This is a genomic window from Variovorax endophyticus, from assembly GCF_025376855.1.
GTDB lineage: Bacteria > Pseudomonadota > Gammaproteobacteria > Burkholderiales > Burkholderiaceae_C > Variovorax.
In genome coordinates, this window is sequence record NZ_JAHUTH010000005.1 from 178,361 (window position 1) to 192,551 (window position 14,191).

Annotated in this window: 7 protein-coding genes; 5 read left to right on the forward strand and 2 right to left on the reverse strand. The window is 73.2% G+C overall.

Annotated features, from left to right (window positions below; genetic code table 11):
* The first annotated feature begins 115 nt into the window (after window positions 1-115).
* The 4 genes from KV106_RS08765 (at window position 116) to KV106_RS08780 (ending at window position 6,035) form a co-directional block, all read left to right on the forward strand.
* The gene (locus KV106_RS08765; RefSeq protein WP_057593288.1) at window positions 116-2,005 is read left to right on the forward strand and encodes an ATP-binding response regulator; all 1,890 of its coding nucleotides are present in this window, start codon (window positions 116-118) and stop codon (window positions 2,003-2,005) included.
* Window positions 2,006-2,189: 184 nt separating this feature from the next.
* Window positions 2,190-3,254, forward strand: coding sequence for an ABC transporter substrate binding protein (locus tag KV106_RS08770; RefSeq protein WP_261209023.1), 1,065 nt, complete (start codon window positions 2,190-2,192; stop codon window positions 3,252-3,254).
* Complete coding sequence (locus KV106_RS08775) at window positions 3,251-5,215, forward strand: hybrid sensor histidine kinase/response regulator (RefSeq protein WP_261209025.1); 1,965 nt, start codon at window positions 3,251-3,253, stop codon at window positions 5,213-5,215. The genes KV106_RS08770 and KV106_RS08775 overlap by 4 nt, the downstream gene beginning before the upstream one ends.
* A 22-nt stretch (window positions 5,216-5,237) precedes the next feature.
* Window positions 5,238-6,035, forward strand: coding sequence for a hypothetical protein (locus KV106_RS08780; RefSeq protein WP_261209027.1), 798 nt, complete (start codon window positions 5,238-5,240; stop codon window positions 6,033-6,035).
* On the opposite strand, the gene KV106_RS08785 is transcribed toward KV106_RS08780, so the two are convergent.
* Window positions 5,993-7,681 (reverse strand): glycosyltransferase family 2 protein, encoded by a 1,689-nt coding sequence (locus KV106_RS08785; protein ID WP_261209029.1) that lies wholly within the window; start codon window positions 7,679-7,681, stop codon window positions 5,993-5,995. The genes KV106_RS08780 and KV106_RS08785 overlap by 43 nt on opposite strands.
* 77 nt (window positions 7,682-7,758) lie before the next feature.
* On the opposite strand from KV106_RS08785, the gene KV106_RS08790 reads away from it, so the two are divergent.
* Window positions 7,759-8,613 carry a glycosyltransferase family 25 protein gene (locus tag KV106_RS08790; protein ID WP_261209037.1) on the forward strand — a complete coding sequence of 285 codons (855 nt, stop codon included), beginning with the start codon at window positions 7,759-7,761 and terminating at the stop codon, window positions 8,611-8,613.
* Here the strand turns inward: KV106_RS08790 and KV106_RS08795 are convergent.
* The gene (locus KV106_RS08795; RefSeq protein ID WP_261209048.1) at window positions 8,610-14,189 is read right to left on the reverse strand and encodes a two-partner secretion domain-containing protein; all 5,580 of its coding nucleotides are present in this window, start codon (window positions 14,187-14,189) and stop codon (window positions 8,610-8,612) included. The genes KV106_RS08790 and KV106_RS08795 overlap by 4 nt on opposite strands.
* Between the last annotated feature and the right edge of the window lie 2 nt (window positions 14,190-14,191).

The following is a 14,191-nucleotide window of genomic DNA, read 5'->3' on the forward strand; positions in this document are numbered from 1 at the left end:
ATGGCGAAGCGGACGCCATTAGATATCAACCAGAAGCAGTTTTCGTGATGTTTTTCCCGTCTTCCCTGCCTCGCACGGCCTCCGTAGGCTCGGTCGCCATGCCCTTCCCGCGTCCATGAACTGGAACTTCGCCGTCGTCCGCGGCCTGGCGCGGCTCACTTTCGCGCAGCAGCTGATCCTGCTGGCGATGCTGCCGGCCATGGTGGCGACGCTGGTCGCGATCACGGTGCTCACGCGCCAGCACCTGGACAACCTCACCGAACTGATGCGCGCCAATGCGCAGACGGTGGCGCTGCAGGTGGCCACGGTGGCGCAGGCGCCGATCGTGCGCATGGACCGGCGCGCACTGCAGCGCACCGCGCAGTCGGGCACCTACCAGCCGCACGTGCAGCAGGTGCAAATCTGGTCGGAGGACGGCGAGATCGTGGCCAATTCCGAAACCATGGACCGCGCGCGCGGCGAGGGCCTGCAGGTGGTGGTGCCGATCGTCGGCGACGACGGCCGCGCCAGCGGCAAGGTGATGGTCGAGATCAGCCTCGGCGCGGTGCAGAACGCGCGCCGCTCGGTCTGGCTCAACGTGGTGCTGGTGCTCGGCGCCAGCCTGGTGGGCGTGGGCCTGGCCGGCTGGTGGGCGGCACGCCGCATCAGCGAGCCGATCCGCGCGCTCGGCAAGGCGGTCGACAGGCTCGGCGCCGGCGAGGCCGCGAGCGTGACGATCGAGGGCACCTCCGAAGTGCAGCACCTGCAGCGCGGCTTCAACGAGGCCGCGCGCGCGCTCGCCGAGAGCCACCGGCTGCTGCAGAGCCGCATCACCGAGGCCACGGCCGAACTGGCGCGCAAGAACCAGCAGCTCGAGGTCGCGAGCCAGGCCAAGACCCGCCTGCTGGCCGCCGCCAGCCATGACCTGCGCCAGCCGCTGCACGCGCTCACGCTGTTCTCCGACGGCCTGGCCAACGGCGAGACCGATCCGCTGCGGCTGCAGCGCATCGGCCACATCCGCGAATGCGTGGACTCGCTCGACCGGCTGTTCTCCGAGCTGCTGAACCTCTCGCAGCTCGACGCCGGCGTGCTGCAGCCGCAGTGGGTCGACTTCCCGCTCGACCGGCTGTTCGACGAGATCAGCCGCAACTTCCGCCCGGTGGCCGAACAGCAGGGCCTGCGGCTGGTGGCGCGCAAGACCGACCTGTGGGTGCGCTGCGACTACGTGATGCTGTCGCGCATCCTCAACAACCTGGTGTCGAACTCGCTGCGCCACACGCTCGAGGGCGGCGTGCTGATCGGCGCGCGCCAGCGCGGGCGCGGCGTGCGCATCGACGTGGTCGACACCGGCGTGGGCATCGCGCAGCAGCACCAGGCGCGGGTGTTCGAGGAGTTCTACCAGGTCGAGCCCTCGGGCCGCCAGGCCTCGCGCGGCACGCGCGGCATGGGCCTGGGACTGGCCACGGTGCAGCGGCTGGCCGAGCTGCTCAACACGCGCGTGGAGCTCAGTTCGCGCGTCAACAGGGGCACCTGCGTGCGCGTGCTGGTGCGCTCGGCGCCCGCGGGGCTGCCCGCGCCGGCCGCGGCCGCGCAGCCCGTGCTCGAGAACGACGCGCACTGCCTCGCCGGCCTGCGCATCCTGGTGATCGACGACGAGCGCACCATCCTCGAAGGCCTGACGGTGGTGCTGTCGAACTGGGGCGCCGAGGTGCTGGCCGCGCAGACCCGTGCCGAGGCGCTCGCGATGGCCGACACCTGGCCCGTGCCGCCCGACGTGGTGGTCAGCGACCTGCTGCTGCAGGGCGGCGACAACGGCCTGGACGTGATCGCCGCGCTCGAACGCCATCCGCGCGGCATCGGCATCGGCACCGCGCGGCTGCTGGTCACCGGCGAGACCAAGCCCGACCGCCTGCGCGAGGTGCAGAGCGCGGGCATCACGGTGCTCTACAAGCCGGTGTCGCCGCGCGTGCTGCGCCAGGCGATCCTCGCGCAGCGCGCGGCCGCGGCGCGGGCCGTGCAGGCCTGAGAACGCGCCGGGCAACGGGCTTCGGTGGCGATACGCCATCGGAGATAGGCCAAGCGGCCGTTGCCGCGTGAACTTCCTCACAGCCCGGCAGGGTGCGCGCCGCGGGCATAAGCCCTCCGCCTTATCGCGCGAAGGGGGGCGCTTCCGTACATTGAACCATCGCCCCCCAGTGGCAGAAGCCTTCATGTCCGTCGCCGCGAACCCCTCTCCCATCCTCCCCTGCACGACCCGGTTGCTGCGCGGCGCCATGCGTGCGCTGCTGGTCTGCGCCGCGCTGCTGGGCGCCGCGCTGTCGTCGGCCGGCGGCTTCACGGTCCTGATGGGCGACGACCTCGCCGCGCATGCCGAATTCGTGCAGCAGTTGCGCCAGGGGCTGGACCCCGCGAGCCGCTTCGAGCTGGTGCGGCTTTCTCCAGGCGCGCCCAATGCCTCCGACAGCGCGGCCGCCGAGCCCGGCGACGTCAACGTGAGCGTGCGCACGCGCAGCATGCGGCCCTCGATCTCGAGCGCCGACGGCGGCTCGCTGACCATGGCGGTGGGTGCAACGGCCGCGCGCGCCGCCATCGAGCGCCCGGGCCAGGAACCGCTGGTGCTCGCGATGCTGAGCCGGCTCGACTACGAGGGCCTGCGCGCCAGCCCCGCGCTGCGCCGCGCCGATCGCCGCGTCGGCGTGCTGCTGCGCGACCCGGCCATGGCCGACCAGCTCGCGCTGGTGGGCGCGGTGCTGCCGGCGCAGCGCCATCGCCTCGGCGTGGTCGCCACGCCCGAATCCGAACCGCTGGTGCGCGACCTGCAGCGCGCCGCGCAGGCACAGCCCGGCGGCGGCTGGGACCTGCAGGTGGAGTACACGCCCGACGCGCGCTCGCTCGCCACCGCGCTGCGCGCCGTGGTGCCGCGCAGCGATGCGCTGATGGTGCTGCCCGACCTGATCGGCGACAACCAGGCCGCCACGCTGTCGGTGCTGCGCGCGGGCGCGGGCGCCGGCCTGCCGGTGTTCGGCGCCAGCGAGGGCCTGGTGCGCTCGGGCGGCCTCGCGGCCGCGGTCTCCACGCCGGCACAGCTCGCGCAGCAGGCGCGGCTGCTGGCGCAGAAGGTCGCGGGCGGCGCCGGCGCGGGCGGTGGCGGCAATCCGCTGGTGGAGGCCGCGACGCCCGCCACCGTGCGCATCAATCCCACCGTCGCGCGCGGACTCGGGCTGCGGCTGCCCGAGGAACGCGAACTGACCGAGCGCCTGACCGCCACGCGATGAGCGCCACCCGGCCGCCCGAGGGCGCGGATTCCAGTTCGGCCGTGCCCCCCATCGCCGGTGCCCTGGTGGTGCGCGGCAACCTGCAGCGCGACCTGTTCCGCCTCGGCGTGGTGCCCTGCGTGGCGGTGGCGCTCGCGCTCACCGCCTGGTTCACCCACAACCGGCTGCAGACGCTGGAGGCCGCCTTCGACGCCGAGGGCCAGGCGGTGGCGCGCCAGGTGGCGGCCATGTCCGACCTGAGCCTCTATGCCGGCGACCTGCCCGCGCTGCAGAACGTGGCCAATGCCGCGCTGCGCGGCGGCCAGGTGATGCGCGTGGAGATCAGCAACAGCGCCGGTGTCTACGTGACGGCCGGGCCCAAGGCCGGCTCGCTCGCGCAGCTGCGCATGTTCACCGCGCCGGTCACGCTGCGCGAGGCCTCGCGCGCCAGCGCCTTCGCGCCCGCGGGCTCGACCGCCGCGGGCGAGACGCCGGTCGGCCTGGTGCAGACCTTCCGCGACACCACCGCCTATTCGCGCGAGCGCACGCGCTCGCTGCTCGCGGGCATCGGCATCGCGATGGTGGCGCTGCTCGCGGCCTGGGCCTCGGTGCGCCACATGGCGCGCACGGTGGCGCGGCCGCTGCGCCGCGTGTCGCGCACCGTGGCGGCGCTCGAGGCCGGCCATTTCGAGATGCGCTGCGGCGTGGTCGAGGGCGGCTCGCGCGGCACGCACGAGCTGGCCATGCTGGCGCACGACATCGACCGCCTCGCCGAGCGGCTGCAGCACAACCGCCAGGTCAGCGAGGAGCGCGTGCGCGAGGCCACCGCGGTCGCGCTGCAGCGCATGGCCGAGGCCGAGCAGGCCGCGCTGTCGCGCGCGCGTTTCCTGGCCGCCGCCAGCCACGACCTGCGCCAGCCGCTGCATGCCATGGGCCTGTTCATCGACGGCCTGCTGCCCGGCGCGAGCGAGGCACAGCGCCCGGCCGTGCTGCGGCTGCAGGAGAGCACCGAGTTCATGGGCGTGCTGCTCGACGACCTGCTCGAGATCTCGCGGCTCGACGCGCAGGTGCTGACGCCGGCCATCGCCAAGGTCTCGCTGGCCGCGCTGTTCGACCAGCTCGACGCCCAGCACGCGGCCAGCGCCGGCGAGCTGCGCGTGCGGCTGCGCTGGAGCGACCGCGGCCTCGCGGTGCGCAGCGACGCGGCGCTGCTCAAGCGCATCGTCGGCAACCTCGTGAGCAATGCGCTGCGCCACGCGCCCGCGGGCGGCACCGTGCTGGTGGCCGCGCGCCGCGCGCGCAGCGGCCCCGACGGCGGGCGCGGCGTGCGCATCGAGGTACGCGACAACGGCGTGGGCATCGCGCCGATCCACCAGCAGCGCATCTTCGAGGAGTTCTACCAGGTGGCGAACACCGAACGCGACCGCCGCCGCGGCTTCGGCCTCGGCCTCGCGATCTGCGCGCGCATCGCCACCCTGCTGGGCACGCGCATCGCGCTGCGCTCGGCGCTCGGCGCCGGCAGCACCTTCGCGCTGACCCTGCCCGCGGCCAATGCCGCCGACATCGCGCCGCCGCAGCCGGCACCGCCCGCGCCCGCGCCGCTCGCGGGCCTGCGCTGCCTGGTGGTGGACGACGACCCGGCCATCCTCGACGGCAGCCGCGCGCTGCTCGAGCAGTGGGGCTGCCAGGTCGAATGCGTGGCCACCGGCGCCGAGGCGATCGCGCGGCTGGGCACCGGCGACATCCCCTACGACGCCGTGCTGTGCGACCTGCAGCTGCCCGGCGACACCGACGGCATGGACGTGATCGACGCCGCCAAGCGGCTGCAGCCCGAGGCGCTCGCGGTGCTGGTCTCGGGCGCCACCGGGCCCGATGCGCTGCAGCGGCTGCGCCACAGCGGCGCGACGCTGTTGACGAAGCCGGTGGCACCGGCGAAGCTGCGGGCGCTGCTGTCGACGCGGCGGCATGCGCAGCCCGCATGAACACCGTCATTGCTCCACCACGATGCTGTCCATCGACGCCCTGAAAGACATCCGTCCCTTCATCGCCACGCCCAGCTACAGCGGCGCGATGACCAGCGACTACGTGCGCAGCCTGCTCGGGCTGGTCAACCTCGCGTGGCGCCACGGCTTCCCGATGCAGACGCGCTTCCTCGACGGCGACAGCCTGATCCCGCGCGCGCGCAACCGGCTGGTGGCCGAGTTCATGGCCGACAGCCGCTGGACCCACCTGTTCTGGATCGATGCCGACATCGGCTTCGAGCCCGAGGCCGCGCTGCGCCTGCTGCTGGCCGGCCGCGCGGTGGTGGCCGGCGCCTATCCGCACAAGAACGACGGCTGGCCGCGCGCCGGGCTCGCGCAGCCGCTGCCCGCGGGCAGCACGCGCGAGGACTTCGAGGCGCGGCACGCGGTGTTCCCGGTCAACCTCACGGGGCCCGAGGTCGCCGGCCGCATCGATGCCGACGGCTTCGTCGAGGTGCTCGACGCGCCCACCGGCTTCATGCTGATCGAGCGTTCCGTGTTCGAGCGGCTCGCGCAGGCCCTGCCCGAGCTGCGCTACACGCCCGACCGCATGGAGGACGAGGCGGCCGCGGCCTGGCCGCACCACCGCTTCTTCGACGTCTGGGCCGAGCCCGGCAACGGCCGCTACCTCAGCGAGGACTTCGCCTTCTGCCGCCGCTGGCAATCGATCGGCGGCCAGGTCTTCGTCGACACGCGCTCGCGCCTCACGCACACCGGCACGCGCGTCTACCGCGGCGATTACGCGCGCTCGCTCGCGGCCAGCGCCGGGCCGTCGGCCTGACGCAGATCGGCCGGCAAGGTCTCCAGGTCGTAGCCGCGATCGGGCGCGATCTTCTCGAGCCGCAGTCCCGGCCCCTCCTCGGCGAGGTAGTCGTAGCCGATGGCCTGCCAGCGGTGCCCGGGATCGAGTTGCCGATAACGGTCGCGCCGCGCGATGCGGTCCTCGCGCCGGATCATGCGCAGGTGGTAGAGCCGGAAGTAGCTGCGGAACATCCGGCCATGCCGCGCGACCGCGTCGGGATACCAGGGCCCGTGCAGCGCGGGTGCCGCGTCGTAGGCGATCTCGCGCGGCAGCCGGAACAGGCACACGCGCGACTTGGCGCCCCAGGGGCCGTCGTCGCGAAAGCGGTCGGGCGCATCCCAGAGTTCGCGCACCGCGAGCGAGAGGCAACCGAGTGGCGTGTCGGACAGCGAATCGACGATGGCGCCGAGGTGCTGGAGAAACAGGCGCTCGTAGCGCTCGTCGGCATCGCAGACCAGCACCCAGCCCGCGCCATGGCGCCGCGCGCCTTCGAGCAGCCGGCGCCTGTTGTCCGGCTCGTTCCAGACGCCGCCGGGCGGGTTCGACAGCAGCTCGAGCAGCTTGGGCTCGCGCCGCAGGATGCGCACGGTGTCGTCGGTCGAGCCGTCGTCGAGCGCGATGAAGCCGTCGACATGCTCGCGCAGGTGGTCGAGGCAGCCCTCGAGCAGCCGCGCCTCGTCGCGCAGCTGCAGCACGCAGACGATGCGCGGCCGCGCTGCCAGCGGCTTCGGCGGCTCGGCGCTGCAGCGCGGGCAGAAGTAGTGCGGCGCCGGTTCGTGGTGCAGCATGCGCGCGCAGAGCTCGCACTGGCGGCGCGAGCCCATCGCGAACACGGGCGCGGGTGGCGGCCACGCGGGCACGGCCCCGGCATCGGCCGGCGGCGCGTCGTCGCGGGCGATGCGCGCGAAATCGCGCCCCCAGTCCTCGCCGTTCGCGCGCGCCTGCGCGGGCGTGCACTTGCGCCAGTCGTTGTCGGGATCGAACTGCTCGGCACCGTCGCGCGTCTCGAACGACAGGTGCAGCAGCTTCAGTTCGGCGCAGGCCAAAAGCCGCCAGCCCGCCATCTCGAGCCGCACGCGGAAGTCGTCGTCGTCGCCGCCCCAGCCGGCGAAGGACTCGTCGTAGCCGCCAACCGCCTCGAAGGCCTCGCGCGGGCCGCACAACGAGCCATAGAAGGTGCGCAGGAACAGCGCCTCGGGCACCTGGCGCGCGAACAGGACGGGCAGCGGCCCGTCGACCTCGTCGAAGCGCGCGAAGCCCACGCGGCCCAGCACCACGCCGCGCTCGACCGCCAGCGCGGCCTGCAGCGCCAGCGCGGGTGCGTCGTCCACATAGGCCGACTCGGGCGAATGCACGAGCACGAAGCGGCCGCGCGCATGGCGCACGCCGACGTTGATGGCCCGGCAGGGCGGGCGCCAGCCATGCGGTCGGTCGTTGACGACCACGCGCCAGCACACCGTCTCGAAGCGCGCGAGCAGTTGCAGCAGGCCCTGTTCCTCGGCCGGTTCGTCGAGCGCGATCACCACCTCGATGACGGGACGCGACCAGTGCGGCGCGTTGAGCGCGGCCACGCGCTCGAACTCCGCGAGCTTGCGATAGAACGGCAGCACCACGCTGAGCATCATGCGGTCCGCCTCTCGGCGATCGGCGCGATGGCGCAAGACAAGGGAGACAATGGCAGGACCTGCTTCATCCCTGCATCATGAACGGTTGCTTCATCAATCTGCAACGCAGTGGCGATCGCCGCACGGCCATGGAAGCGCAGCTGCGCGCGCTCGGCATCGAGGGCGTGGCGCGCTTCGAGGCGATCGACGCAGCCACCCTGCCCGCGGTGGGCCCCGATGCCGCCACCAGCGCCGGCGAACGCGCCTGCTTCCTCTCGCACGCATGCGCGCTCGAGGGCGCGCCGCCCGATGACTTCTTCCTGGTGCTCGAGGACGATGCGCTGCTGAGCCGCGCGCTGCCGCCGCTGCTGCGGCCCGAGGCGCTCGCGCAGCTCGCCGACCGGGACCTGGTGTTCCTGGAATGCCTGCCCTACACCTCGGCCCACAGCCTGCTCGCGCTGTGGCAGGCGCTGAAGAAGCAGCTGCCCGCCGACCCGGCCGCGCCGCGCGATGCGATCGCCGGCATCGAGGTGCTCGACGCGCGCGGCCTCTATAACTGGGGCGCGGTCGCCTACCTCGCCACGCCGAAGGGGCTGCGCGCCCTGCCGCCGCTGCTGCGCGAGGCGCTGGCCGAGGGCCCCGCGCAGGCCTTCGACATGGCCTTGAACCGCTGGGTGGCCGAGGGCCGCCTGCGCGCGGCGGTGCTCGCCCCCTTCCTCGCCACGCCGCGGCTCGAGAGCCATGCGCACAGCACCATCGACGACCGGCCGCGCGCGGCGGAGAACGATGCGCTCGGCGGCGCGCTGCGGCGGCTGTTCTTCGCCGGCCCCATCGACGGGCTCGAGGCCCATGTGGCCGGCTACCGCCACGCGGCGCTGACCGACGATCCGCAGCTGCGCCTGCTGGCCGACCTGATGGCGCAGCTGTTCGTCATCACGGCACGGGACGCCTAGAAGTCGGCGCAGCCGTTGCGCCGCTCGGTGTTGACGCAACTCAGCAGGTTCGGCCGCGAACGCACGCGCGACCATTCGCGCGCCAACACGTCGCCGCCCTGCGCCGCGCGGTCGCCATCCAGCGGCCCGGTCGCCACGCAGATCGGCGCCTGGCCGATGTTGCGGTCGTAGAGGTAGGTCGAGGGCTGGTCGCGCACCACGTCCACCGAGGGCAGCTCGGGCCGCTCGAGGAAGACGAAGGGCGGTGGCGGCGGCGCCACCGGCGGCGGTGGGGGCGCGGGCGGCGGCGGCGGCCCCGGATCGACGCGCAGATTGCCCGGCACCACCTGGATCGCATAGCCGGCCGCCGAGGCGAAGGCACCGTCGATCGGATAGTTGCCCGGCGGGCTCGAGGCGTTCGCGCTGGTGCCCGGCGTGCCGCTGAAGCTCGAGGCGTTGTCGCCGAGGATCAGCCCGCTGACGCTGTAGGTGAAGGTGGGGTTGGCCGCGCCTTCCTGGCGCGAGGCATTGCCCACGGTCACGATCGCGGTCGGCTGCTGCGCGTAGATGAAGTGGTTGTTGGTGGCCGGCACCGTCACCGTGCACAGGCCCAGGTAGGCACAGTGGTAGAGGTTGGGCAAGGGGCCCGAGCCCGCGAGGCCGCCACGCGTCTCGCCGATCCAGGTGTCGGCCCAGACGCGCCAGGTGCCGGCGCCGATGGTGAAGCTGCCCGGATTCTGGAAGCGCGCCGCCGCCACCAGGTCTGCGCTGGTGCTCGCGTTGACGCTGGTGCCCAGCGTGAGGTCGCCCGCGAGCGTGCGCACGAACACCGTGCCGGCCGACATCGAGGTGGTGGCCGTCGGCGCGAGCTGGTTGGTCGCGGCGTCGAAGCCGTTGACGCTCAGCGCGCCGACGGTCACGGCGTTCGCGTCGACGTAGGCGAAGCCGCCCTCGGCACCGCCGCTCACGGTCACCACGTTGTTCGCGGGATTCCGCAGGTCGACACCCGCGCCGCTCGAGCGCGCGAGCAGCCCGGTGGCGGTGATCGCGCCCGCGGCCGACTGCGTGATGTTGCCGTCGGACAGCAGGCCCAGTTGCGAGGCGCCGACCGTACCGTTGAGCGCGATGTTGCCGCCCGCGTCGTTCTGCAGGGTGAGCGCGCCCGGCGTGGCGATGGCGCCGGCCACCGTGATGTCGGCCGCATGGGTGGCGCTGCCCGCCACGATGGTGGGTGCGGCGAGGCGCGCGAACTCCGCGCTCGAGACCGAGTAGCCGCCGGTGCCCGCGCCGCCCAGCACGATCGGCGCATTGGTGCTGTCCGACACCGCGAAGTTGGCGTCCATGCCGCCGGGCCGCAGGTTGATCGCGGTGGCCGCGCTCACCGGCGTGCCGATGACGATCGCGTCGGTGCTGCCGTCGTTGACCGCGCGCAGCACCAGGTTGCGGCTGCTCTGCACCACCGGCGCCGCGCCGGGCACGCTGGGCGAGCCGCCGGCCTCGATCGAGACGCCGCTGCCGCCGTTCTGCGAGCGGCCCGTGATCTCGATGTCGCCGCCGCCGGTGGTGACGATGCGCGCGCCGTTTTCCAGCCGCACGCCCGAATCGGGCGCGGCCGCGGGCACGGTGGTGTCGTTGTTGAAGTTGTAGCCGCGCAGCGCGATGCTGCCGCTGCCGGTGGTGATGCTGCTGCCGCCGTTGACCAGCACGCCGTGCGCCGCCGCGAAGGTCGACGAGGCCTGGCGCCGCGCCACGCCCTGCACCGTGACGTTGCCGCTGGTGGTCGAGATGGTCGAGGGCGTGCGGCCGTCGGTGATGACCACGCCGCTGTTCCAGTCGGCCGAGCTGCCGCGAATGTCGACGTTGCCGGTCGACGTCGCGATCTGCGCGCCCGCCAGCGTCACGTTGCCGCCGGCGATCTGCACCGCGCCGCCCGCGCCGGCATCGGTCTGGCCCACGCGGGTGTCGATCTGGCTGTCGACCAGCGTGACGTAGCCGGTGGGCGCGCCGGGCTGGCCGCTGTAGAGCGTGACCGCGCCGCCATCGGTCTGCACCGAGGCGCCATTCATCTGGATGAAGCCGCTGGTGGCGCCGCCATCGCCACGCGCATTCATCGTGACGCTGCCGCCGCGCGTGGCGATGGTGCCGTTGTAGCTGATCGAGCCGGGCGTGGCCGAGGGCGTGCCGTCGGGATTGACGCCCGCGTTGAACAGCACGTTGAGCGGCCCGCCCTTGCCCGACGAGCGGATCACCGTGCCCAGCCCGCCCTGGATGCTGTTGCCCGAGGCCAGCTCGAAGCTCAGCGGGCCGAAGGCGGCGGTGTAGTCGATCAGCGCGTTGTTCGCGAGCGTGATGCTGCCCGCGCCCGGCCCGCCGGTGCCGGTGGTGATCTTCACGCTCGCGCCGCCGTTGAGCGCGGCATTGATGTCGCCGTCCTGGATCGTGGAGTTGGTGACGGCATCGAAGGGGTTGGTCGGCAGCGTGCCGGCCGCCGCGCCATTGACGATGGTGACCGCATAGGGGTCGATCAGCCACTGGCCCGCGGTGCCGGCCGGCGCGCCCGCGTTGACGCGGATGCCGGTCAGGTCGAACTGCGTGCCCGAGGTCTCGACGAAGCCGCCGTTGCCACCCGTGCTGCCGCCGCGCGCCGACAGCGTGCCGTGCGCGCGCAGGCTGTCGCCCGCGAGCAGCCGGATGTCGCCGCCGTTGCCGCTGGCCGAGGTGCTGTCGGCACGCAGGGTCATGCCCGTGGCCAGCGCGAGCATGCCGCCGGTCTTGTCGCTGACCGTCGATTCGAAGCGGATGCTGCCGCCCGTGCCCGCGCCGCTCGCATCGGCCAGCGTGCCGGTGGCGCCCGCGAGGCCGCCGCCGTAGATGTTGCGGCCGGTGACGGCGATGGCGCCGCCGGCGACGTTGTTGCTCGCGGTGCTCAGCAGCGCATCGGCCTGCGCGCCGCGCTGCAGCAGCACGTCGCCATTGCCGCCGACGACATTGATCTGGCCGCCCTCGGCACGCAGGCCCTGGCCGGCGCCGCTGGCGCGGATCCACACCGCCGTGGGCGTGAAGCCTTCGTTGATGCCCGCCGGCGGTGGCGTCGGCACGCCGTTGAAGTCGTAGGTCAGGCCCGCGCTGCCGGCGGTGCCGACGATGTCGATGCGCCGGCCCTGCCCGGCCGCGATGCCGGTGTCGCCGATCAGCACGCCGTGCGAGGCATTGATGGTGGACGAGGCCGAGAGCTTGGCGAAGCCGGGATCGGCCAGCAGCGCGCCGAGGTCGGCGCCCTTGCCTTCCACGCGCGCATTGCCGCCGGTGACGATGTCGGTGCCCGCGAGGCGCACGCCCGCGCCGCTGGCGCCGAACTGCAACCGCTCCACGTCCTCGCCCGCGGTCCAGCCGCGCGTGCTGCCGCGCACCGTCACGTCGCCGCTGGCCGAGGCGATGCGGTTGCGCGGCCCCGGCGTGCCGCCGGAGGAGGACTGGCCCATCGCCACGCCGGTGGCGGCCAGCCCGCCCGTCCCGTCGACGGTGATGGCGCCGCTGCCGCTGATCAGCTCGGTGCTCGCGAGCAGCACGCCGGTGCTGCCGACCAGGTAGGAGCTCGAGAGCACGGTCTGGCCCGCGCCGCGCAGGCTGATCTCGCCGCCCTGCGCGCAGCTCGCGGCGCCCATGGCGCAGGTCGAGATGCGCCCGCCGGTCACCTGCACGCCGGCACTGGAGAAGGGCAGGCTGGAGAAGCTGACGTTGGCATAGCCGAGCGCGCGGCCGTTCTGCGCGTCGCCCTGGCCATAGAAGCGCACGTTGCCGCCATTGGTCTCGATGACGGCGTCGGTCATCTGGATCGGCGCGATGCGCGCCGCGCCCTCGCCGACGATCGGCGCGTCGCCGGCCGGCAGCGCGGGGCCGTTGGCATCGGCGTTGAAGTCGACGTGGAGCGCGCCGGTCTTCGACTGGATGGTCGAGCGCTCGAGCATCGCGATGCCGGTGGCCGAATCCACGCGCAGCGAGGCATTGCCGCCCTCGTTCTTGACCACCTGGGCCGCGGTGTCGAACACCACGCCGAAGATCTCCTGCCCGCCCTCGGCATTGGCCGCGCCGCTCGCGAGCGTGACGTCGGTGCCCTGGCCGAGCGCGCGGCCCAGCGCCTGCGAACTGATCGGGCTGGAAGCCATGCCGCCGGCGCTGGGATAGCTGCCGGGGTCGTAGTTCGGCGCCTCGGACGTGACCACGATCTGCTTGTTCGAGTTGAGCGTCCACTTGCCGTTGGCGCCGCCGTTCGCGCCGCCCGCGGCCGACAGCGCGAGGTCGCTGCCGACCTGGATCGCATCGGCGCTGGTGGTGATGCTGCCGCCAGCGCCCGAGCCGGCGCCCTTGGCCGACAGCGTGCCCGACAGGTGCATGCCGAGCCGGGTGGCCGGCGGCGCCTCGCTGCCGGTGCCGGGCAGCGCGCCGTAGCTCGCCTCCTCGATGCGGATCTCGCCGCCCGCGGCATTGCCGGCGCGGCCATCGGCACGCACCACGGCCCCCGACGCCAGCAGCGCGGCGGGCGGGGCCGACGCGATCGACAGCCCGTTCAGCGCCTTGAGCTGCACCGAGCCGCCGCCCGCGTCGCCGCTCGCGTCGAGCAGCGCGCCATCCATCACGCGCACGCTGCCCGCCGCCACCGAGATGCGGCCACCCACCGCCGTGCCGGTGGAGGTGGCATCGAGCGTGCCGCCCGCATGCACCTCGTTGTCGGCGCCGCCGCCGAGCACGATCTCGCCGTTCTTCGTGCCGAGCGAGCGCGCGCGCACCACGCCGGCCTGGTTCACGACCAGTTCGCCGAGGGTGGTCGACTGGCCCACCATCACGACCTTGCCGCCGTCGGCCTGCACGGTGCCGGTGTTGCCGACCGAGGCGTTGGTCGCCATCGAGTCGGATGCGATCGCGATGTTGGTGAGGCCGTCGCCCGCGAGGTCGAAGGTGATCTTGCGACCCGAGACCAGCGCCACGGTCTGGCCGTCGGCCGTGATGGTGCCGGTGTTGCTCACGCCCGCGCCCATCAGCACCACGGGGCCGCCGGTGGCCGTGATGCCGCCGTCGTTCACCACCGTCTTGGCGTTGGCGTTCAGCCGCTCGAAGCTGAAGTTGGTCGTGCCGCCGAGGAAGTTCGCGTCGCTAGTGGTCAGGCCCAGCGTCGAGGCCACGAGCCCGCCCACGTTGACGCTGGCACCCGAACCGAACAGCACGCCGTTGGGATTGATCAGGAACACGCGGCCGTTGGCGTTGAGCTGGCCCGCGATGGTCGAGAGCTCGTTGCCGGTGACGCGGTTGAGCAGGATCGCCGAGGCATTGGGCTGCTGGATGTTGACGATGTTCTTGGCGCCGATCGAGAACGTGGTCCAGTTGACGATGCCGCGCTGGCTGCCCTGCACGATGCTCATGATGTTGCCGGCCTGGGTCATCGAGACCATGTTGCCCGGCAGCGCCGAGGGCAGGAAGCCCGTGGGCAGCACCTGCGCCATGGCGGGCACGGCGCCCGCGCAGATCAGCGAGAACGCGACCGGCCGCAGCCGCAGGCGGCGCGCGGTGGCGCGAAGAAGAGGAGACGTGCGTTGCTTCATGG

Bases quoted from the DNA above. Each gene is read 5' to 3' on its own strand.
- KV106_RS08775 (WP_261209025.1), top strand. From the start codon at position 3,251: ATGAGCGCCACCCGGCCGCCCGAGGGCGCGGATTCCAGTTCGGCCGTG.
- KV106_RS08785 (WP_261209029.1), bottom strand. From the start codon at position 7,681: ATGATGCTCAGCGTGGTGCTGCCGTTCTATCGCAAGCTCGCGGAGTTC.
- KV106_RS08780 (WP_261209027.1), top strand. From the start codon at position 5,238: ATGCTGTCCATCGACGCCCTGAAAGACATCCGTCCCTTCATCGCCACG.
- KV106_RS08770 (WP_261209023.1), top strand. From the start codon at position 2,190: ATGTCCGTCGCCGCGAACCCCTCTCCCATCCTCCCCTGCACGACCCGG.
- KV106_RS08795 (WP_261209048.1), bottom strand. From the start codon at position 14,189: ATGAAGCAACGCACGTCTCCTCTTCTTCGCGCCACCGCGCGCCGCCTG.
- KV106_RS08790 (WP_261209037.1), top strand. From the start codon at position 7,759: ATGAACGGTTGCTTCATCAATCTGCAACGCAGTGGCGATCGCCGCACG.
- KV106_RS08765 (WP_057593288.1), top strand. From the start codon at position 116: ATGAACTGGAACTTCGCCGTCGTCCGCGGCCTGGCGCGGCTCACTTTC.